We start from the raw sequence: 18,484 nt of genomic DNA on the forward strand, positions 1-18,484 counted from the left end.
GGCCGCCGCGCTCTGTGACAGTGGCGGTCACGACGCGGGGGGCCTCGGCCCACCGACGCGCCACCATCCGTCGGGGCGAGCCCGAGGTCCATCCAGCGAGGTCAGCATGAGCACACCCACCAAGGTCGCCATCATCGGCTCGGGCAACATCGGGACCGATCTCATGATCAAGGTCAACCGGTCCGAGCACCTCGAGATGGGGGCGATGGTCGGCATCGACCCCGATTCGGACGGGCTCGCACGGGCCCGCGCGCTGGGCGTCACCGTCACCCACGAGGGCGTCGAGGGACTCATCGCCCTGCCCGGCTTCGACGAGATCGAGCTGGTCTTCGACGCCACGTCGGCCAAGGCCCACGAAGCCAACGCCGCTCGACTCGAGCCGTTCGGCAAGACCATGATCGACCTGACGCCTGCCGCGATCGGCCCGTACGTCATCCCCGCGGTCAACCTCGAGGAGCACCTCGACGCCCGCAACGTCAACATGGTCACGTGCGGCGGACAGGCCACGATCCCCGTCGTCGCCGCGGTCAACCGCGTCCTGCCCGTGGCCTACGCCGAGATCGTCGCCTCGATCGCGTCGCGCTCGGCGGGTCCCGGCACGCGCGCCAACATCGACGAGTTCACCGAGACGACGTCGGCGGCCATCACCGCGGTCGGCGGAGCGGTCCGCGGCAAGGCGATCATCATCCTCAACCCGGCCGAGCCGCCGCTGATCATGCGCGACACGGTGCTCGCGCTGGTGGTCTCGGACGGCCAGCCCGACGTCGAGGGACGCGTCCGCGCCTCGGTCGAGGCCATGGTCGCCGACGTCGCGGCGTACGTCCCCGGCTACCGCCTCAAGCAGGAGGTGCAGGTCAACCCGGTCCCCGGCGACCAGCCGGTCGAGACGCTGCTCGACGACCTGTCGTCGCCGCGGCCCACGCACCAGGTCTCGGTGTTCCTCGAGGTCGAGGGCGCCGCCGACTACCTCCCGGCGTTCGCCGGCAACCTCGACATCATGACCTCGGCCGGCATCCAGGTCGCCGAGCGTTTCGCCACCCGGAAGGCGGTCGCCCGATGAGCACGCCCATCTACGTCCAGGACGTCACCCTGCGCGACGGCATGCACGCCGTGCGCCACCGCATCTCCCCCGCCGACGTCAAGCGCATCGTCGTCGCGCTCGACGACGCCGGCGTCGACGCGATCGAGGTGGCCCACGGCGACGGGCTCGCCGGCGGCTCGCTCAACTACGGCCCGGGCTCGAACTCCGACTGGGAGTGGATCGAGGCCGCGGCCTCGGTCATCCAGGACGCGAAGCTCACGACCCTGCTGCTGCCCGGCGTCGGCACGATCGACGACCTTGAGCACGCCTGCGACCTCGGCGTCCGGTCGGTGCGCATCGCGACCCACTGCACCGAGGCCGACGTCTCGGCCCAGCACATCGCCGCGGCCCGCGAGCTGGGCATGGACGTGTCGGGCTTCCTGATGCTGTCGCACATGGCCGAGCCCGAGAAGCTCGCCCAGCAGGCCAAGCTCATGGAGTCGTACGGCGCGCACTGCGTCTACGTCACCGACTCGGGCGGACGCCTGACGATGGACGGCGTCGCTGCCCGCGTCAAGGCCTACCGCGACGTGCTCGACACCGACACGCAGATCGGGATTCACGCCCACGAAAACCTGTCGCTGTCGGTCGCCAACTCGCTCGTCGCCGTCGAGCACGGCGTCTTCCGCGTCGACGCGTCGCTGGCGGGTCACGGCGCCGGTGCCGGCAACTGCCCCATCGAGGCCTTCGTCGCCGCGGCGAACCTGTCGGGCATCGAGCACGGGAGCGATCTGTTCAAGCTGCAGGACGCCGCCGACGACATCGTGCGGCCGCTGCAGGACCGCCCGGTGCGGGTCGACCGCGAGACGCTGACGCTCGGCTACGCCGGCGTGTACTCGAGCTTCCTGCGCCACGCCGAGAACGCCGCGGCCCGCTACGACGTCGACGTGCGCGACCTGCTGATGGAGTGCGGACGTCGGCGGCTCGTCGGCGGCCAGGAGGACATGATCGTCGACATCGCGCTGACGATCGTGGCGCAGAAGCAGACGCAGTCGGCGTGATCCGTCCGCGGTCGTTCGCTGAGGCCGTCGAGCTCCGCGCGCACGCCGGCCCCGACGGCGAGCTCATCCGCCTCGTCGGGGGCTCCGCGCTGAGCGCCGGCGAGCTGCTCGACCGTGCGATCGGCCTGGCGGGATCGCTCGCGTCGGTCGCCGGGACGGGCGACGTCGTGGCGACCGCCGTGCCGTCCGGCCCCGAGGCCGCGGCGCTGACCGCCGCCATCTCGTGGCTGGGCGCCGTCGAGCTGCCGCTGCCGAACGGTCTCGACCCCGCCGTGGCCCGCTCGCTGGCGTCGGCCACGTGTTGCGTCGCGGCCGTGGTCGCGCCGGAGCGCCTCGGCGCGGAGCCGCACCTCATCGCGCTCGGCAACCACCCCCTCCGACCTGTGCTCACGATCGAGGGCCACGTCGCCGGGCTGCCGCACGTCGACGAGGTTTCCGCGCGTCCGACACCGGCCCACCGTGCCGACCTCGACGCGCCGGCGGCCGTGATGGTGACGTCGGGGACGGGCGGACGTCCCAAGGGCGCGCTGCTGCCGAACGGCGCCGGCCTCGGTCAGGCCGAGCGGGTGAGCCGCGCGATGGACTACGACGCGCACGACGTGCTGTTCAACGTCTTCGCCTGGCAGCACGTGAACGCCCGGCATGCCGCCTTCCTGCCGGCCGTCCTCTCGGGTGCACGGCTCGTGGTCGACACCTTCTCGGTCTCGCGCTTCTGGGAGACCGTGGCGCGCGAGGACGTCACGGCCTTCAATTTCATGGGCGCGGTGTGCGCGATGCTGCTGCGCCAGCCCGCAGCGTCGGCCGACCGGCTCCACTCGGTGCGTCAGGCCTACGGCGGACCGGCACCCACCTGGCTGCACGCACAGGTGCTCGAGAGGTTCGGCGTCGAGCTGCGGCAGGCCTATGCGTGCACCGAGCTCGGCGATGTCGCGACCACCGGGCGCGAGGTCCGTCCGGGATCGGCCGGACGCATCGTGCCCGAGTACGAGCTGCGAGTCGTCGACGAGCACGGCACACCGGTGGCCGACGGCACCACGGGCACCGTCCACGTGCGGCCGAGGCGGCCGGACCTGACGTTCACCGAGTACGTCGGCGACGCCGACGCCACGCGCGCGGCCTGGTCGGACGGCTGGTTCGTCACCGGCGACCGCGGCCGGCTCGACGACGGCTGGTTCCACCACGAGGGACGCGCTGCCGACGTCATCCGCCGCCGGGGGCTGACGATCGACGCCGAGCGCCTCGAGCAGGTCGCCATGGGGCACCCGGACGTCGAGCAGGCCGCAGCCGTCGGCGTCCCGTCCGAGCTGACCGACGACGAGGTGCTCCTCGTGGTCGTGCCCCGCCCCGGCTCCTACCCCGATCCGGCCGACGTGCAGCGACACTGCGCGACTCATCTCCCTCGCCACGCCGTGCCCCGGTTCGTGAGCGTCGAGACCTCGCTGCCCCGCACCGGCAGCCTCAAGATCGTCCACCGGGCGCTGCGCGACCGGCCCCTGCCCCCGACCGTCTGGGACGCCGAGGCGTCCGCGACCCCCCAGGAGAACTCGTGACCACCACCCCCACCGCCCCCTTGCGCGTGCTCGACCTCACCGACCCCCTCGGGCACCAAGGCGCCCGTCTGTTCGTCGGTCTCGGCGCGGACGTCGTCCGCATCGCCCTCGACGGCGAGCCGACCACCGGCGCGGAGGCGCTGCACTGGCACGCCGGCAAGCGGCTGCTGTCGGTGCCAGACCTCGACCAGCTCGACGCCGCGGTCGAGGCCCTGGTCGAGCGCGCCGACGTCGTGCTCGAGTCGGGGCCGCGCGCCGGGCTGCGCACGCTCGGCCTGCGCGAGGCCCACCCCGAGGCCTGGGCCCACGTGGCGCACGTCGTGGTGACGCCGTTCGGCCTGACGGGTCCACGCCGCGACTGGCTGGGCGACGACACCGTGCTGACCGCTGCGGGTGGGATGGCCTGGCTCGGCGGCGATCCCGGGCACGCCCCGGAGCCGCCCCCGCGCGAGCAGGGGGTCCAGCTGGCCGGGACGCACGCCGCGATCGGTGCGCTCCTGGCGCTGAATGCCCGGCACCGCACCGGCGCCGGGCAACTCGTCGAGGTCTCGGCCCAGGAGGCCGTGGCCGCGACCCTGGAGACCGGCGCGATCGCCTGGATCCACGGCACCACGGTGCCGGGTCGCTCGTCGGGCGTGTACGGGCATGTCGCCCACCGCGTCTTCCGCGCCGCCGACGGCTACCTCGCCGGCGGATACTCGGGCAGCCCCCGCATGTGGGACGACCTGCTGGCCTGGATGGTCGAGGAGGGTGAGGCCGACGACCTCGCCGACGAGCGGTGGAAGGACGTCGACGTCCGTTGGGCCGGCCGGCCGCACGTCGACGAGGTCGTCGCGCGCTTCGTGGCACGTCGGCCCGCGGGACCGTTCGCCGACGAGGCCCGCCGGCGCGGGCTGCCGTGGGCCGAGGTGGCGTCGGGGGCGGCGCTGCTCGAGAACCCGCAGCTGCAAGCGCGTCAGTTCTTCGTCGGCATCGAGGGTCCCGAGGGCCTGCAGGACGTCGGACTGGGTTGGGAGCCGTCCGCGGCTCCACGCCCCGTCACGGTCGCTCCCCCACGGCCGGTCGAGCTGTCGCAGGTCTGGGCCGAGGCCCGGCCGCTGACCCCGCCTCCGCCTCGACGACGTCCGCGCGTCGCGCGCGAGGCTGCCCTCGACGGCGTCCGCGTGCTCGACCTGACCTGGGTGCTGGCCGGCCCCTACGTGACCAAGACCCTTGCCGACCACGGCGCCGAGATCGTCAAGGTCGAGTCGTTCCACCGCAAGGACCCGACCCGGTTCGCGCCCGGCATGCGGCTGCGTCCCGAGGCCGGCATCGACGACGGCGGCTACTTCGTCAACTTCAACCGCAACAAGCACAGCGTCGCGCTCAACCTGCGCACCGACGAGGGCCAGGACCTCCTGCGGCGGCTCGTGCCGCAGGTCGACGTCGTCGTCGAGAATTTCAGCCCCGGCGTGCTCTCCAAGTGGGGGCTGGACTACCCAAGTCTGCGCGAGCAGAACCCCGACGTCGTCCTCGTCTCGATGGCCGGCACCGGGCAGGACGGTCCGTGGCGCGACGCCGTGACGTTCGCCGACACTCTGGCGGCGATGTCGGGCCTGACGGCGGAGACCGGTCGCTCCGACCGGGCGCCGCAGGGACTGACGTTCGGCCTCGGCGACATGGTGGCGGCCAACTCTGCCGTCGTCGCGACCCTCGACCTGTTGAACCGCGGCACCGGTGGACACGTCGACCTCTCGCAGCTCGAGGCGATGGCCTCGCACCTCGGGTCGGCGCTGCTCCAGAGCCAGCTGCCGCCGGAGCCCGCCCCTCTCGCCGTGCCGAGGATCGTGCCCACCGCCGGCGACGACCGGTGGCTGGCCGTCGGCGCCGTCGCACCCGACGTCCTGCGCGCCGCGCTGGGCGGGCTCGGCGTCGCCACGGAGGCCGCCGACCCGCTCGACGACCTCGAGCGGCACGCCGCCGAGGCCGATGCCGACGAGCTGTCGGGAGCACTCCAGCAGCACGGCGTCCCCGCCCACCCCGTCCGTGACGGCCGCGACCTGGTCGAGCTCGACGCGCAGCTGGCTGCCCGCGGGTTCTACCCCGTGCTCGAGCACCCGCTCGCCGGGCCCGTGCCCGTCGAGGGCATCGTCGCGCGGCTGTCCGGGACGCCCGGCGACCTGTGGGAGCCTGCGCCGCTGCTGGGCCAGCACACCGATGACCTCCTCACCGAGCTGCTCGGGCTGACGCCCGAAGAGCTCGCCCACCTGCACGAGCAAGGAGCACTCTCATGACCTCGTCCACCCCGACCTTCTCCGCCCCGACCGGCTTCAGGATCGAGCACGACGGACCCGTCGCGACCGTGGTGATCGACCACGGCCGCGTCAACATCGTCGACCCCGAGCTCATTGAGTCGATGCTGGTGCACCTGCCGAGTGTGCTGGACGACCCCGCCGTGCGCTGCGTCGTGGTGCGCGGCAAGGACCGCATCTTCGTCGGCGGTGCCAACCTCACCGTCATGCGCCGCCTCGACCCCGACACCTACCGGGCGATGCGACGCTGGGTCGACGTCCAGCGCCTGCTCGAGCGCGCTCCCAAGCCCGTCGTCGCGGCTCTCAACGGGCACGCGCTGGGCGGGGGGGCCGAGCTCGCGCTCGCCTGCGACCTGCGCATCCTGCACGTTCGGGCGACCTTCGGCTTTCCCGAGACCGACCTCGGCATCTTCCCGGGGGCCGGGGGCTCGCAGCGCCTGCCCCGACTCATAGGTCCGCACCGCGCCAAGCGGCTCATCATGGACGCGACCCGGCTCACGGCGGACGAGGCGCTGGCCGAGGGACTCGTCGACCTCGTCGCCGGCGACGACTTCGACGCGGTCGTGACCCGCGAGGCCCACCGTCTGGCGTCCCGCCCGACGGCCACGATCGGCCTGGTGAAGTCCGCCATCGACGCGGGTTGGGGGCTCCCGATCGACGAGGCCATGGCCGTCGAGGAGGAACACGTCATGCGCAACCTCGAGCTCGCCGACGCGGCCGAGGGCATCCAGGCCTTCCTCGACAAGCGCCAGGCCGAGTTCGAGGGACGCTGAGCCACGCCGTCACGGGGCGTCAGTTGATCGCGTGACCCGCCGCGACCTTCTGGCTCACCGAGCGCAGCACTGCCGCGTGGCGCGACACGTCGGCGCGGACGACCGGCGTCGTCAGCGACAACGACGCCAGCAGCATGCCGCTCGCTCCGAAGATCGGGACCGCGACCGAGCAGTAGCCCGCCGTGGTCTCCTCGATCTCGGTCGCGTACCCGTCGGTGCGCACCCGCCGCAGCTGGTCGAGGAGGACACCGGGCATCACGACGGTCGTCGGGGTCACGCGCTGCAGCGGCTCGCCCAGGACCTCCTCGACGAGCGACGCCTGGCCGAAGGCCATCAGCACCTTGCCGCTCGCGGTGGAGTGCAGCGGCAGACGGCCCGCGATGCGTGAGGGACGGGCCGACTGCGCGGCACCCGCGACCTTCTCGAGGTAGAGCACCTCGAGGCCGTCGAGCACCGCGAGGTGAACGGCCTCGCGGGTCTGGTGGTACAGGCTCTCCATGTAGGGCCGCACCGCGTCACGCAGCACGCGGAACCGCGGGACGCGGCTGCCCAGCTCGAAGGCCCGCATGCCGAGCCGGTACTCCAGCCCGATCCGCTCGAGCATCCCCCACTCCAGCAGCTCCTGGTTGAGCCGGTGCACGGTGGCCTTGGAGATGCCGGTGCGTGCGACGATCCCGGTCAGCGTGAGGCTGTCGTCGTCGAGCTCGAACGCCTCGAGGATCAGCCGGGCCTTGCCGAGGACGCTGTTGGCGCCACCCTCGCGGACGTCGTCGTCAGACATCGTGCTCGCCTGGCAGGAGCATCACGGTGCGCACGAGCACCTCGGCGAGCTTCCGCATCGCCGTCAGGTCGACGAGGTTCATGCCGCGGGTGAAGTCGATCTCGCGGCCGTCGGGCGTCGCCCCGACCTTGGGCATGCCCGTGCGGGCCGTGGGCACGCCGCGCATGCGCAGGATGTTGGCGTCGGTCGCACCGCTGTTGCCCATCGTCACCTGGTGCGGGTGCCCCGCGACGGTCTCGAACGCCGTGACGGCGGCCCGGACGACCGGAGAGGCGGGTGACGTGTGCGTCGCCGGGACCGCCGCTACCTGGCGCACCTGCAGCTCGACGCCCAGCTCTTCGGACAAGCGCCGCATCTCGTCGCGTACCTCGCGGACGACCCCGGCAGGCGTCTGCTGCGTCGTGAGCCGCAGGTCCAGTCGCAACCTGACCTGGGCGGGAGTCGACGCGGCGAGCCGGTCGAAGCCCCCGTGCACCGAGGACACGATGCCGTGGGGCTGCATCGTCCCGTGCTCGTGACGCGTGGCGTAGCCCGCGAGCCACTCCTCCAGCGCGATCGCGACCCGCCCCGCCGTAGCGACGGCGTTGCTGTAGGGCAGGCGGTGGCGGCTGCCCGCGTAGGTGTGGAGACCGGACACCAGGACGTCGACCCAGACCAGCCCGACCTCCTCGTGCAGCACGTGCCAGCCGGGCTTGGCGATGACGGCGTAGTCGGTCGTGAATCCCCGTTCCAGCAGAAGGGCCGCGCCGACGCCATGGCCGGTGTTGACGCGCTCGGGCTCCCCGACGCCCGGCACGGCGAACGACGGCATGCCGCCGGCACCGAAGCCTCCCACCACGTCGCCCGGTAGCACCACGCCCGAGGCGCGGAACGCCTGCAGCACTGCCATGACGACGGCCGCGTGACCCTTGGGATTGCCGGCACCGAGTCCCTCGACGACGTCTCCGTCGACGACCGCGCGGGCCGCCAGGTCTGCCCGCCACGTCTGCGATGCACCCGGGACGTCGAGCGACTCGTCGCCCGTCGTGAACGTGTCGATGGGGGCGTAGAGCATCAGCGAGGGGCCGTCGCCGCCCGGCACCGTCGCGGCCGCACTGGCCTGGAAGGCGTCGATCGGCTGGACGGCCGCGTCGACGCCGCGTGCGGTGAGCGTGTCGGCGATCCACGTGGCGAGGGGCCGCTCGCCACCGGTCGGGCTCGCGATGTCGACCATGCCGCACACCGCCTCGAGCAGCAGATCGCGCGTGACGTGCTCGAGCACCGCGGCGACCGACCGGTCGAGGTCGGCGCCCGTCTGACCGGTCACGATGCCTCCTCGGGCTTGGCCGGACGGGGTGCCCCCAACCTGACCGAGGCGACGACCTGGCCGTCGACCTCCGCAGCGTACCGGCCGTCACCGGCCAGTGGCGTCGCCGTGCCGAACGCGTCGAGCACCACGATCTCGCCGGCTCGCAGGGGTCTGCCGTGCTGCTCAGCGGCGGTCGCGAGCGCGGCGAGGCGCTCGACCGTCCGGTCCCAGCCCGTCTCGACGGATGACGCGAGAGGTTGACCGTCGAGCAGCACCTGCGCCAGCCACGGGCCCGGCGCCTCGCGTGGAGACCGTTCCGGGCCGAGCACCACGAGCCCGGCGCCGGCGTTGTCGGCGATGACGTCGACCGCCGTCGCCCGGTCGGCGATGACCCTCAGGTCCGCAATCTCGAGCGCGGCACCCACCGCACCGATGGCCTCGCGCACCGCCCGGGCCGCGGCACCGGCGCCGACCTCCCGCGCGAGCCGAACCGTCAGACGCGCCGCGATGCGAGGCTGCACGAGATCGCGACCCGTGACGAGCTCGTCGTGACGGACGACCATCGTGTCGACCAGTGTGCCCGCGGCGGCCGCGGGTCCGCCGTGCGAATCGGTGAGGTCGAGCATCTTGCGACCCCACACGTGCGCCCCGCTGATGACCTGCAGCTCGGTGACGAGCCGCTGCACCGCATAGGCCGCTGCGAGGTCGTCCCCGATCAGGTCGCCGACAGGCTCGCACGGTCGGTGCACCGAGTCGGCGTGCCGGAGCCTCTCGGCGGCGTGCTGGACCGCCAGGTCACCCGCAACGTCCGACACGCCGTCCACGACCGGCGCCTAGGAAGGACGGACGACGGCGCGGCCCCGGACGCGACCCGTACCCAGGAGCTCGAGAGCCTGCCCGAGGTCGTCCATGCCGAAGGTCTCGTGGTCGAGGGTCAGGTCGCCGGACACGAGCATCGCCGCCAGCTCGGGCAGCAGCGCTCGGGCCTCGCGCTCGCGCCGGATCATGTTGACCGGAAGCAGCGCGACGTCGTCGAGCAGCCAGTTGGACAGACCAAGACGCACGTCGTCGCCCGCGACGTAGCCTATCGACACGGCGCGTCCGCCCGGGCGGACCCAGCGCGAGCGCGCCGGCAGGTCAGCCCCGCCAAGCGTGTCAACCAACAGCGTCGCCGGACGGTCGCTCGCCAACGCGGCGATCGCGCCGTCGTCACCGGACACGACGACCGTCGCGCCAGCCGCCACGCGCTCGACCTGCGACTCGTCGGCCACGAGGGCCGTGACCTTCGCTCCGCTGAGGAGCGCGAGCTGGGTGACCATGGAGCCGACCGCACCCGCTGCACCGGCGACGGCGACGTGCTCGTCGGCGACCGGGACGTCAGCGAGCCACCCACCGAGCCGACCGACGCCGTGGAGTGCCGTGTGGGCCGTCGTGGTCGGCTGGAAGAACGTCGCGCCGACCTCGGGGTCCAGGCCCTCGGGCAGCTCGGTGAGGGTCTTGTCCTTCGTCACGACGAGCTCGGCCCACGTGCCGTCGCGCATGAGCCCGATGCCCCCGCCGCGCAGGATGACCCGGGTACCGGGCGCGAAGCGCTCGGACGTCACGACGACGCCGCAGCCCTCGACCCCGCCGACGTAGGGCAGGTTCGGCTTGATGCCGAAGTCGCCGCCGGCGACGGTCACGTCGAGGTGGGAGACAGCCGCCACCTCGACCCGCACGAGGGCCTCGCCCTCGCCCGCGACGGGCGCGGGGACGTGCTCGACGACGGGTGCCTCGCCCCACCCGTGGATGCGGGCGGCACGCATCGTGTCACTCATGCCGGGTGCTTCTCGAGGAAGGCCAGGCTGAGCTCGTTGTACTTCTCGGCCTGCTCGTGCTGGGGCCAGTGGCCGCAGTCGTCGAACAGCACCAGCTCGGAGCCGGGGATGTTCTGGTGCATCGCGTTGGCCTCGGGCACGTCGCCGAAGGGGTTGTTGCGTCCCCACACGACGAGCGTCGGGACCGTGATCTGCGCCAGCTGGTCGGGCGTCAGGATGTTGCGCAGGCGCGTGTCCATGTCCTGCAGCGACAGCAGGTTGTCGATGTTGGCCACGAAGTCGGGCTGCTGGTAGATCGCGTGACGGATCGCGACGAGCTCCTCCGTCGCGTTGGCCGGGTCGTGCATCAGCAGGTGCATGCGCTTGCGCGTCAGCTCGACGTCGTTGGACTCGACGGCCCGGCGGGTGCTGGTGCGGATGCGCTCCATGACCTCGGGGTTGGCGACGGTGCCGCCGGCCGCGAGCAGCTGCAGCGAGATGACGCGGTCGGGGTTGTCGATCGCGGTGCGTCCGCCGACCCAGCCGCCGAGCGACTCGCCACCGATGTGGGCCTTCTCGATGCCGACGGCGTCGAGGTAGTCGAGGAGGTGGTCGCGGTAGCGCGGGATCTCGTACGGGTAGTCGGGCTTGCCCGTGTAGCCGTGGCCGAGCATGTCGATCGCGTGTACCGTGTAGCGCTCGGCGTGCGGCTTGATGTTGCGCATGAACGCCTCGAGGTGGCCGCTCGTGCCGTGCAGGAAGACGATCGTCTCGTCGCCGTGCCCCGCCTGCAGCGAACGGGTCGGCACGCCTCCGGCGTCGACGGTCGAGAGCGAGAAGTCGAGACCGGCGAGCTCGGTCCAGATCGTGCGGGTCAGTTCTTGGGTCATGTCGGGTCTCTCCTCGTCCGCGGCGCGATGCCGCGGGTGGTCACTGGTTGATGCGGTGGACCTGCGTGTTGACGCGGGCCAGCGGGTTGGGGACGATGCGCTGGTGCGTCGCGAGCCGGTGGCTGACGATGCGTCCGCCGCCGAGGACGGCGACCGCGGCCAGCGCGATGGTGATGAGCTTCATGGATGCCTCTTCCTGGGTGGGGGATCTCAGCGGTGGTCGATGGCGCGCAGGAAGCCGTCGACGACGGCGTGGAACGCGCCGGGGCGCTCCTCCTGCAGGTGGTGCGACACGTGGTCCATGACGTGCAGGTTGCCCCGCTGCACCATGCGCGCCAGCATCATCGGGTAGTCGGGCGTCAAGAAGGCGTCCTCGCGACCCCACATGAACAGCGTCGGTGCCTCGATCTGGCCGAGACGCTCCGTCAGGTCCTGCCACTCGCCGCGCGGCGAGTCCGACATCGCGGCCAGGCCACGCTCGCCCTCGTCGAGGCTCTGCTCGAACCGCATGTCGAGGGTCTCCTCGGGCAGGCGGTCGGCGTCGAACCACTCGAGCGAGGTGATGAGCTTGCGCATCTTGTCGCGGGTGGGGCCCTCGCCGCCGTAGTAGACGTCGCGGGCCGTGCGACCGCGGTGGCCGCGCTCGGGCAGCGGGGCCAGGGGTCCGTAGAACACCGGCATGCTGCCCGTCACCACGAGCGACCGCACACGCTCGGGGTAGAGCGCCGCGAGGTTGAGCGCGATCGTGCCGCCCCACGAGTTGCAGACGAAGTCGGCCTTCTCGATGCCGAGCTCGTCCATGAGGGCGATGGTCTTGGCCGCGTGGAAGTCCCACATGGGCCCCGTGATGAGGCACTTCTCGGACTGGCCGTACTGCAGGATGTCGACCAGCACACAGTGCCGGTCCTCGGTGAAGTACGGCGCCACCGGTCCGAAGTCGCTCCACGCCGTGCAGCCGGGGCCGCCGCCGTGGAGGAAGATCGTGTCGGGACCGGAGCCGATGTCGTAGTAGTGATAGGTCACGCCGTCGACGGTCGCGAACCTGCTCTCGGGTGCCGGTCCCGCCGCGGGCGAGGTGAGCGCGGGGGAGGTGGTGTCGATCGTCATCGGGTTCCGTTCTGGGTCGTGGTCTGGGAGGGCTCGATCATGGCGACGCCCATGCCGGTCAGCCACTCGGGCATCTCGGAGTAGGCCAGCGCCTTGCCCGGCGCGAAGCCGAGGGCGGCGATCATGACCATCCACGTGCGCAGCTCCTGGCCGCCGTTGCCGGCGACCTCGGCGATCTGCACGGTGTTCAGCTCGGCGTACTGGCGCATGTCCCCCTTCTCGAGGTCGGCGAGCCACTTCTCGTCGAAGTCGGGGAAGATCGTGGGCTGCGCGGAAACGATGATCTCGCGACGCCGGTCGTTGTAGCGCTCCCACTCGCCGCGCCCGTTGAGCCAGGCGTCTACCAGGAACTCCTCGTCGTCGCCGTCGGGGGCGGTCCAGTCGCTGGGCCACGGGAGCTGGTGCGAGAGCCCGCCCGACGCGATCACGACGACGCGCTTGTCGCCGCCGATCTCGGCGACCGCGCGCGTGATGTTGGCACCCAGCTCGGCCACGCGGGGCATCGTCGGCAGGGGCGCAGCGAACACGTTGACAACCAGCGGCACGACCGGGACGTCGATGCCGTCGAGCAGGTACTGGATCGCGTGGGCCTGGCCGTGGTCGATCTGCAGGCGGGCCGAGATCGCGACCTCGGTGCCGCGGTCGACCAGCTGCTGGGCCAGGGCCTGCGCGAACTCCGGGTCGGTCTTCTGCGGCCCCTTGGGGGTGCCGCCGTCGCCGGCGGCGATGACCTCGCCCACGCCCATCGTGAACGACGGGATCATGTCGAGCCAGAACCCGCGGAAGTGGTTCGAGCCCACCAGCACCACGACATCGGGTGCCGCCGCGGCGATCCGGTCGCGCGCGGCGACCAGTCCGTCACGGAAGGCCTCGGCACGGTCGGTGTGGACGACCTTGTCCCAGTGGGTGTTCATGAGGGTGGAGTGCGATGCCGCCACTCCCAGCACGATCGATGCCATGGTGCTCCTTGCCTACGTCGGTGCTCGTCGGTGGGGGTAGTCAGGCCGGCTCGGGCACGTCGATGCCCTGCTCGGCCAGCGCGTCGACTCGGTCCTCGGTGGTGTCCTCGGCGAGCTTTCGCCACTGCAGCAGCGAGTCGTCGGGACGGTAGAGCTTCTCGGGCGGGGCGTCGGTGACCTCGACCATCCACTTGTCCTGGCCCGAGAACTGGCCGTGGAACAGCCAGCGGACGGCACCGAGGTACTTGAAGTAGAAGGGGATCGTCTTGAGGCCCTTCTTGAAGTCGGCCATGACGCCCACGTAGAGATGGTTGTCGGCGTCCACCGGCACGTAGAACTCGTAGTGGATGAACGTCGGGTACGCGATGCGCAGCACGCCCGGCATCGACACCGAGGCGAAGCCCGGGAAGTCCTGCTCGGCGATGACGGGGTTGACCTCGCGGTGCGAGCCCGTGTTGCCGATGTTGGTCGTCGTCTTGGGCGGCTTCGACTTGTACCAGGCCTGACCGGTCCACTTGCCCAGCCCGGGGAAGTCGGCGTCCCAGTACTGCTCCTGCTGCACGCGGTAGATCCAGCGGCCGCGCTTGACGATCTTGGTGGTGTTCCACACCGGCATGGCCTTGAACAGGCGCCACAGTGCGGTGCGGTGCAGGTACTTGGCGTGGCCCTCGTCGTAGCCGTTCTCGCACGCGAAGCGCCAGTTGCCCTCGCGGGGCATGATGCGCGAGCCGATGACGGCCGCGTTGCTCACGAGCTCCTCAGGCAGCTGCTCGTCGATGGGGTGCGGCTCCTCGCCGTCGCCGACGAAGATCCAGACCATCCCGAGGCGCTCCTCGACGTGGTACGTCGGCTGGGTGACCTTGCCGCAGATCGGCGACTCGGGGCCGTCGGTGATGGCGGCCTTGAGGTCGCCGGTCTCGAGGTCGAACGTCCAGCCGTGGTAGACGCACGAGATCGTGCCGGGGAACTGCTTGTTGCCGTAGCTCAGCGGGACGCCGCGGTGCGGGCACCGGTTGGCCATGCCACGGACCACGCCCTTGTCGCGGATGACGAAGATGTCCTCGCCGAGCAGCTTGACGCGCACGGGCCGCTCGGCGACCTGCGAGGAGTAGACGACGGGGTACCAGTAGCCGCGGAAGCCGGCGGCTGCCGCCTGGTAGTGCGGCCAGCTCGACCAGTCCTGACGTCCCGGCAGGTGGCCCTCGCGCTTGCGCTGGGCGGGCGTCTTGGTGCGCTCCGAGGTCGGCGCAGCCTTCTTGGGGGCGCGCTCGGCCGCCGGTGCGGCTTGCGAATCCAGCGTCTCGCTCATCGTCTCTGCTCCAGGTCCTCGGGGTCGTAGGTGGATCAGCAGACCACCGCATCACCGGCACGACAACCGACCTGGTTCGCCCAGCGGACTTCGCCCTCGGACGAGGGAGAACCGGCCGTGGATTCCACTCAGCGATCCCGAACCGGTGTCACGGCGACCCAGCCCACCTAGAGTCCGTCGGACCCGATCACGCACCGTGATCATCTAGCGAGGAGCTGTCGTGAGCGCACCGTCCACCGTCATCGAGACCGACGTCGTCATCGTCGGTGCCGGACCGACCGGTCTCTACGGTGCCTACTACGCGGGCTTCCGCGGCCTGTCGACCGTCGTGGTCGACGTGCTGCCGCAGGCCGGGGGCCAGGTCATGGCCCTCTACCCCGAGAAGCAGATCCGAGACGTCGCGGCGCTGCCGTCGATCCGCGGTCGCGACTTCGTGGCCAACCTCGTCGAGCAGGCCGACACCTACGAGCCCACCTACCTGCTCGGACGCCAGGCCGTGACCCTCGAGCACGTCGACGGCTCCCCCGTCCTGACGCTCGACGACGGCACGGTGCTGCGTGCCGGAGCGGTCGTCATCACGGCCGGCATCGGCACGCCGACGCCGCGCGCGCTCGGGACGGGTGACGAGTGGGTCGGCAGTGGCTTGTCGTACTTCGTCGTCGACCCGTCCCAGCACGCCGACCAGGACGTCGTGATCGTCGGCGGCGGCGACTCGGCCCTCGACTGGGCCGATGCGCTCGCGACGATCGCCCGTTCGGTGACCCTCGTGCACCGTCGTGCCGCCTTCCGCGGTCACGCCGCGACGCTCGACCGCGTGCGCAGCGGTCCCACGGCGATCCACACCGACACCGAGGTCGTCGCGCTGCACGGCGACGCCACGACCAAGGTGCTGCAGAAAGTGACCCTCCAGGCCAAGGACGGCACCGAGACCGTCGTCGCGTGCGACCACGTCATCGCCGCGCTGGGGTTCATCAGCGACCTCGGCCCGCTGCGCGAGTGGGGCGTCGAGCTGCTCGGCCGGTCCATCGCGGTCGACCGGTCGGGGCGCACCAACCTGCCGCGCGTCTACGCCGCCGGCGACGTCACCGACTACGACGGCAAGGTCAAGCTCATGTCGGTCGGCTTCGGCGAGGTCGCCACCGCCATGAACCACGTCGCGGTCGACCTCGACCCCGATCTCGTGCTCTTCCCCGGCCACTCGACCGACGGCGCCTGAACCGCCCCACCACCCACCGACGCACCCCAGGAACAAGGAGACTCTGATGGCCTACGTGATCGGATCCGACTGCATCGACGTCCTCGACCGCTCCTGCATCGAGGTCTGCCCGGTCGACTGCATCTACATCGGCGACCGCCGCAGCTACATCAACGCCAACGAGTGCATCGACTGCGGCGCCTGCGAGGTCGAGTGCCCCGTCAGCGCGGTCTTCGTCGACCGCAAGGCACGCAAGGACCCCGAGCTCGGCGAGTTCCTGGCCGACTCGGTCGCGTTCTTCGAGCTACCCCTCCCGGGTCGTGACGAGGCGCTCGGCGACCCCGGCGGATCGCAGAAGCTCGGACCCGTCGGCGTCGACACGCCGTTCACGGCCGACTACAGCGCGTGACCGGGCTGCGTCCGGTCGTCGTCACGGGCGGCACCAGCGGCATCGGTCTCGGCGTGGCCCGGCGGCTCGTCGCCGACGGACACCCGGTGGTGCTGCTCGGACGTGACCGCGGCCGGGCGGACGACGCGCTGGTGCAGCTGGTCGACTCGGGGGCCGACCCGGCGACGATCGTCGCCGTGGCCGGCGACACGACCGACCCCAACCACCTGGCACGCGCCGTCGACGTCTGCGCCGAGCGATGGGGTCCGGTCGTCGGGCTCGTGACGGCCGCCGGCCGCCTTGCGCGGGGCAGCGTCACCGACCTCCCGCTGGACGAGCTGCGCGCCGCCCTCGAGACCAACGTCGTCGGCACCTGGCTCGCCGTCCGTGCGGTCCTGCCGACGATGGTCGAGCAGCAGCACGGCCGCATCGTGACGATCGGCTCGGTGCTCGGGTCGGTCGGAGCCGCCGACCGCGCGGGCTACGCGGCGACCAAGGGTGCCGTGGCGGCGATGACCCGGTCGATCGCGCTCGAGGTGGCGGCCGACGGCGTCACGATCAACTGCGTCGCCCCCGGCCCCGTGCGCACCCCGATGAACGCGGACCAGCACGGCACGGAGGCCGACCGCGCGGCCGAGGCCGCGTTCACGTCCTCGATCCCGATCGGACGATGGGGCAGCCCCGACGACGTCGCGCACGCCGTGGGCGGTTTGCTCGCTCCCGACGCCGGGTGGACGACCGGTTCGGTCGTGTACGTCGACGGAGGCTTCACGGCCCGATGAGGGCTGTCGCGGCGGCTGCGCTGTCGATGACGATGGTGGCCGCGCCGCCCTTCGTCGTCGGAACGATGGGACCTGGGATATCGGCCGATCTCGGGCTGTCGGTCCCGGCCTTGGCCGGCACCGTCTCTTTCGGCTATCTGGTCGCAGCGGTGGCCAGCCCTCTCGGGGGACTCGCCGTGCAGCGCGTGGGTCCCTCCCGCGCGCTGCGGCTCGCAGCGGCCCTGGCAAGCGTCGGTGTCGCCCTCGTCGCCGTCGCCCAGGGACCGGCGACGTTGGCGATGGCCTTCGTGGCGCTCGGGATGGCCAACGCGGTGATCCAGCCCGCCTCGAACGGGACGTTGGCCACCGCGGTCACCGGACGTCGACAGGGCGCGGTGTTCGGCATTGTCCAGTCGGCCGTGCCTGCGGCGACGCTCCTGGCCGGGTTGCTGCTCGCCTCGTTCGACGACGTGAGGCCCTGGCGACAGGCCATGGTCATCCTGCTGGTCGCGACCCTGCTGCCGCAGCTCGTGGTGCCCCGTCGCCTCGCGCACGAGTCCCACGTGCCGCGCCGAGCTCGCGGCTGGTCGACCGTGGCGCACCGTGGCACCCTGCTCGCCCTGTGCGCCGGAGGGTTCATGGGCTCGGCGGCGGCCACGACCGTGGCCGTCTTCGGCGTCGCCAGCGGGCTCTCGTCCGGGCTGTCCCCCACTGCTGCCGCCGGCGGGCTCGTGCTCGGCAGCCTGTGCTGCATCGCCGGCCGCATCCTCACGTCGTGCCGCTGGGGCGATCACGCACCCCGACGTCTGCTGCTCGACATCGCCGGCCTGCAGATCACCGGCGTCCTCGGCATCGTGCTGGTCGGCACGGGCACCACGGCCGGCTACCTGGTCGGCATCGCGTTCGCCTTCGGCTGCGGCTGGGGATGGACCGGCCTGCTCAACATCGCGGTCACGCGGGTGTGGAGCGGACGCGTGGCATCCGTGACCGGTGTGATGCAGAGCGGGCTGTTCGGAGGCAGCGTGGCCGGTCCCCTCGTGTTTGGCGCGGTGGCCGACCAGACCGGTTACCTCGCCGCATGGCTCGTAGCTGCCGGTGCCCTGGCCGTCGCCGCATCTGCGGGCGCCGTCGCCGGGCTGCTGCATCGGGCCGGATGGACGACCGGTCGAGGGTCCTCGTCGACGACACCACACGGCCGGTTGAGTCGTCCTGGTGAGCAGAACCGGTCGAGGCCGACGCGGGCGCATCGTCGCTAGCCTCGAATTACGACCATCCTCGACGTAGCGATCACCGCTTGCACCCAGCACGAATGTC

At 71.8% G+C, this 18,484-nt stretch carries 18 protein-coding genes; 9 read left to right on the top strand and 9 right to left on the bottom strand.

Annotated features, from left to right (window positions below; all coding sequences use genetic code 11):
- The first annotated feature begins 106 nt into the window (after window positions 1-106).
- From C3E78_RS16530 to C3E78_RS16550, 5 genes are read left to right on the top strand one after another with little or no spacing between them, the layout of a single operon-like run.
- Window positions 107-1,060, top strand: coding sequence for an acetaldehyde dehydrogenase (acetylating) (locus C3E78_RS16530; RefSeq protein ID WP_108580297.1), 954 nt, complete (start codon window positions 107-109; stop codon window positions 1,058-1,060).
- The gene (gene dmpG, locus C3E78_RS16535; protein ID WP_108580299.1) at window positions 1,057-2,082 is read left to right on the top strand and encodes a 4-hydroxy-2-oxovalerate aldolase; all 1,026 of its coding nucleotides are present in this window, start codon (window positions 1,057-1,059) and stop codon (window positions 2,080-2,082) included. The genes C3E78_RS16530 and dmpG overlap by 4 nt, the downstream gene beginning before the upstream one ends.
- Entirely contained in the window at window positions 2,079-3,632 is a 1,554-nt protein-coding gene (locus tag C3E78_RS16540) for an AMP-binding protein (protein WP_159085924.1), read from the top strand. Before dmpG ends, C3E78_RS16540 begins: the two co-directional genes overlap by 4 nt.
- On the top strand, window positions 3,629-5,905 hold the full coding sequence (locus C3E78_RS16545) for a CaiB/BaiF CoA-transferase family protein (protein ID WP_199906848.1): 2,277 nt from the start codon (window positions 3,629-3,631) through the stop codon (window positions 5,903-5,905). Before C3E78_RS16540 ends, C3E78_RS16545 begins: the two co-directional genes overlap by 4 nt.
- Window positions 5,902-6,696 carry an enoyl-CoA hydratase/isomerase family protein gene (locus C3E78_RS16550; RefSeq protein ID WP_108580303.1) on the top strand — a complete coding sequence of 265 codons (795 nt, stop codon included), beginning with the start codon at window positions 5,902-5,904 and terminating at the stop codon, window positions 6,694-6,696. The genes C3E78_RS16545 and C3E78_RS16550 overlap by 4 nt, the downstream gene beginning before the upstream one ends.
- A gap of 19 nt (window positions 6,697-6,715) precedes the next feature.
- Here the strand turns inward: C3E78_RS16550 and C3E78_RS16555 are convergent, their stop codons facing one another.
- From C3E78_RS16555 to C3E78_RS16590, 9 genes are read right to left on the bottom strand one after another with little or no spacing between them, the layout of a single operon-like run.
- Window positions 6,716-7,477 (bottom strand): IclR family transcriptional regulator, encoded by a 762-nt coding sequence (locus tag C3E78_RS16555; RefSeq protein ID WP_108580305.1) that lies wholly within the window; start codon window positions 7,475-7,477, stop codon window positions 6,716-6,718.
- Window positions 7,470-8,783 (bottom strand): M20/M25/M40 family metallo-hydrolase, encoded by a 1,314-nt coding sequence (locus C3E78_RS16560; RefSeq protein WP_108580307.1) that lies wholly within the window; start codon window positions 8,781-8,783, stop codon window positions 7,470-7,472. Before C3E78_RS16560 ends, C3E78_RS16555 begins: the two co-directional genes overlap by 8 nt.
- Window positions 8,780-9,589, bottom strand: coding sequence for a hypothetical protein (locus C3E78_RS16565; RefSeq protein WP_108580309.1), 810 nt, complete (start codon window positions 9,587-9,589; stop codon window positions 8,780-8,782). Before C3E78_RS16565 ends, C3E78_RS16560 begins: the two co-directional genes overlap by 4 nt.
- Window positions 9,590-9,598: 9 nt before the next feature.
- The gene (locus C3E78_RS16570) at window positions 9,599-10,582 is read right to left on the bottom strand and encodes a quinone oxidoreductase family protein (protein WP_199906849.1); all 984 of its coding nucleotides are present in this window, start codon (window positions 10,580-10,582) and stop codon (window positions 9,599-9,601) included.
- Window positions 10,579-11,451, bottom strand: a complete 873-nt coding sequence (locus C3E78_RS16575; RefSeq protein ID WP_108580311.1) for an alpha/beta fold hydrolase — start codon at window positions 11,449-11,451, stop codon at window positions 10,579-10,581. Before C3E78_RS16575 ends, C3E78_RS16570 begins: the two co-directional genes overlap by 4 nt.
- A gap of 40 nt (window positions 11,452-11,491) precedes the next feature.
- Entirely contained in the window at window positions 11,492-11,635 is a 144-nt protein-coding gene (locus C3E78_RS18380; protein ID WP_159085925.1) for a hypothetical protein, read from the bottom strand.
- A 26-nt stretch (window positions 11,636-11,661) separates the two neighbouring features.
- Window positions 11,662-12,558, bottom strand: coding sequence for an alpha/beta fold hydrolase (locus C3E78_RS16580; protein ID WP_108580313.1), 897 nt, complete (start codon window positions 12,556-12,558; stop codon window positions 11,662-11,664).
- Window positions 12,555-13,517, bottom strand: coding sequence for a DODA-type extradiol aromatic ring-opening family dioxygenase (locus tag C3E78_RS16585; RefSeq protein ID WP_108580315.1), 963 nt, complete (start codon window positions 13,515-13,517; stop codon window positions 12,555-12,557). The genes C3E78_RS16580 and C3E78_RS16585 overlap by 4 nt, the downstream gene beginning before the upstream one ends.
- A 40-nt stretch (window positions 13,518-13,557) precedes the next feature.
- Window positions 13,558-14,826 carry an aromatic ring-hydroxylating oxygenase subunit alpha gene (locus tag C3E78_RS16590; protein ID WP_108580317.1) on the bottom strand — a complete coding sequence of 423 codons (1,269 nt, stop codon included), beginning with the start codon at window positions 14,824-14,826 and terminating at the stop codon, window positions 13,558-13,560.
- Window positions 14,827-15,046: 220 nt separating this feature from the next.
- On the opposite strand from C3E78_RS16590, the gene C3E78_RS16595 reads away from it, so the two are divergent.
- Genes C3E78_RS16595 through C3E78_RS16610 form a run of 4 tightly spaced genes read left to right on the top strand, consistent with a single transcriptional unit; the run spans window position 15,047 to window position 18,426 of the window.
- Window positions 15,047-16,042 (top strand): NAD(P)/FAD-dependent oxidoreductase, encoded by a 996-nt coding sequence (locus tag C3E78_RS16595; RefSeq protein ID WP_108580319.1) that lies wholly within the window; start codon window positions 15,047-15,049, stop codon window positions 16,040-16,042.
- Between the two features lie 46 nt (window positions 16,043-16,088).
- Window positions 16,089-16,430 carry an indolepyruvate ferredoxin oxidoreductase subunit alpha gene (locus C3E78_RS16600; protein ID WP_108580321.1) on the top strand — a complete coding sequence of 114 codons (342 nt, stop codon included), beginning with the start codon at window positions 16,089-16,091 and terminating at the stop codon, window positions 16,428-16,430.
- A complete protein-coding gene (locus tag C3E78_RS16605; RefSeq protein ID WP_159085926.1) occupies window positions 16,427-17,191 on the top strand; it encodes an SDR family NAD(P)-dependent oxidoreductase in 765 nt (254 codons plus the stop codon). The genes C3E78_RS16600 and C3E78_RS16605 overlap by 4 nt, the downstream gene beginning before the upstream one ends.
- A complete protein-coding gene (locus C3E78_RS16610) occupies window positions 17,188-18,426 on the top strand; it encodes an MFS transporter (protein ID WP_159085927.1) in 1,239 nt (412 codons plus the stop codon). The genes C3E78_RS16605 and C3E78_RS16610 overlap by 4 nt, the downstream gene beginning before the upstream one ends.
- The last annotated feature ends 58 nt before the right edge of the window (window positions 18,427-18,484 follow it).

It is taken from the genome of Aeromicrobium chenweiae (genome assembly GCF_003065605.1).
GTDB lineage: Bacteria > Actinomycetota > Actinomycetes > Propionibacteriales > Nocardioidaceae > Aeromicrobium > Aeromicrobium chenweiae.

Bases quoted from the DNA above. Each gene is read 5' to 3' on its own strand.
- C3E78_RS16530 (WP_108580297.1), top strand. From the start codon at position 107: ATGAGCACACCCACCAAGGTCGCCATCATCGGCTCGGGCAACATCGGG.
- dmpG (WP_108580299.1), top strand. From the start codon at position 1,057: ATGAGCACGCCCATCTACGTCCAGGACGTCACCCTGCGCGACGGCATG.
- C3E78_RS16550 (WP_108580303.1), top strand. From the start codon at position 5,902: ATGACCTCGTCCACCCCGACCTTCTCCGCCCCGACCGGCTTCAGGATC.
- C3E78_RS16555 (WP_108580305.1), bottom strand. From the start codon at position 7,477: ATGTCTGACGACGACGTCCGCGAGGGTGGCGCCAACAGCGTCCTCGGC.
- C3E78_RS16570 (WP_199906849.1), bottom strand. From the start codon at position 10,582: ATGAGTGACACGATGCGTGCCGCCCGCATCCACGGGTGGGGCGAGGCA.
- C3E78_RS16575 (WP_108580311.1), bottom strand. From the start codon at position 11,451: ATGACCCAAGAACTGACCCGCACGATCTGGACCGAGCTCGCCGGTCTC.
- C3E78_RS18380 (WP_159085925.1), bottom strand. From the start codon at position 11,635: ATGAAGCTCATCACCATCGCGCTGGCCGCGGTCGCCGTCCTCGGCGGC.
- C3E78_RS16580 (WP_108580313.1), bottom strand. From the start codon at position 12,558: ATGACGATCGACACCACCTCCCCCGCGCTCACCTCGCCCGCGGCGGGA.
- C3E78_RS16585 (WP_108580315.1), bottom strand. From the start codon at position 13,517: ATGGCATCGATCGTGCTGGGAGTGGCGGCATCGCACTCCACCCTCATG.
- C3E78_RS16590 (WP_108580317.1), bottom strand. From the start codon at position 14,826: ATGAGCGAGACGCTGGATTCGCAAGCCGCACCGGCGGCCGAGCGCGCC.
- C3E78_RS16600 (WP_108580321.1), top strand. From the start codon at position 16,089: ATGGCCTACGTGATCGGATCCGACTGCATCGACGTCCTCGACCGCTCC.
- C3E78_RS16610 (WP_159085927.1), top strand. From the start codon at position 17,188: ATGAGGGCTGTCGCGGCGGCTGCGCTGTCGATGACGATGGTGGCCGCG.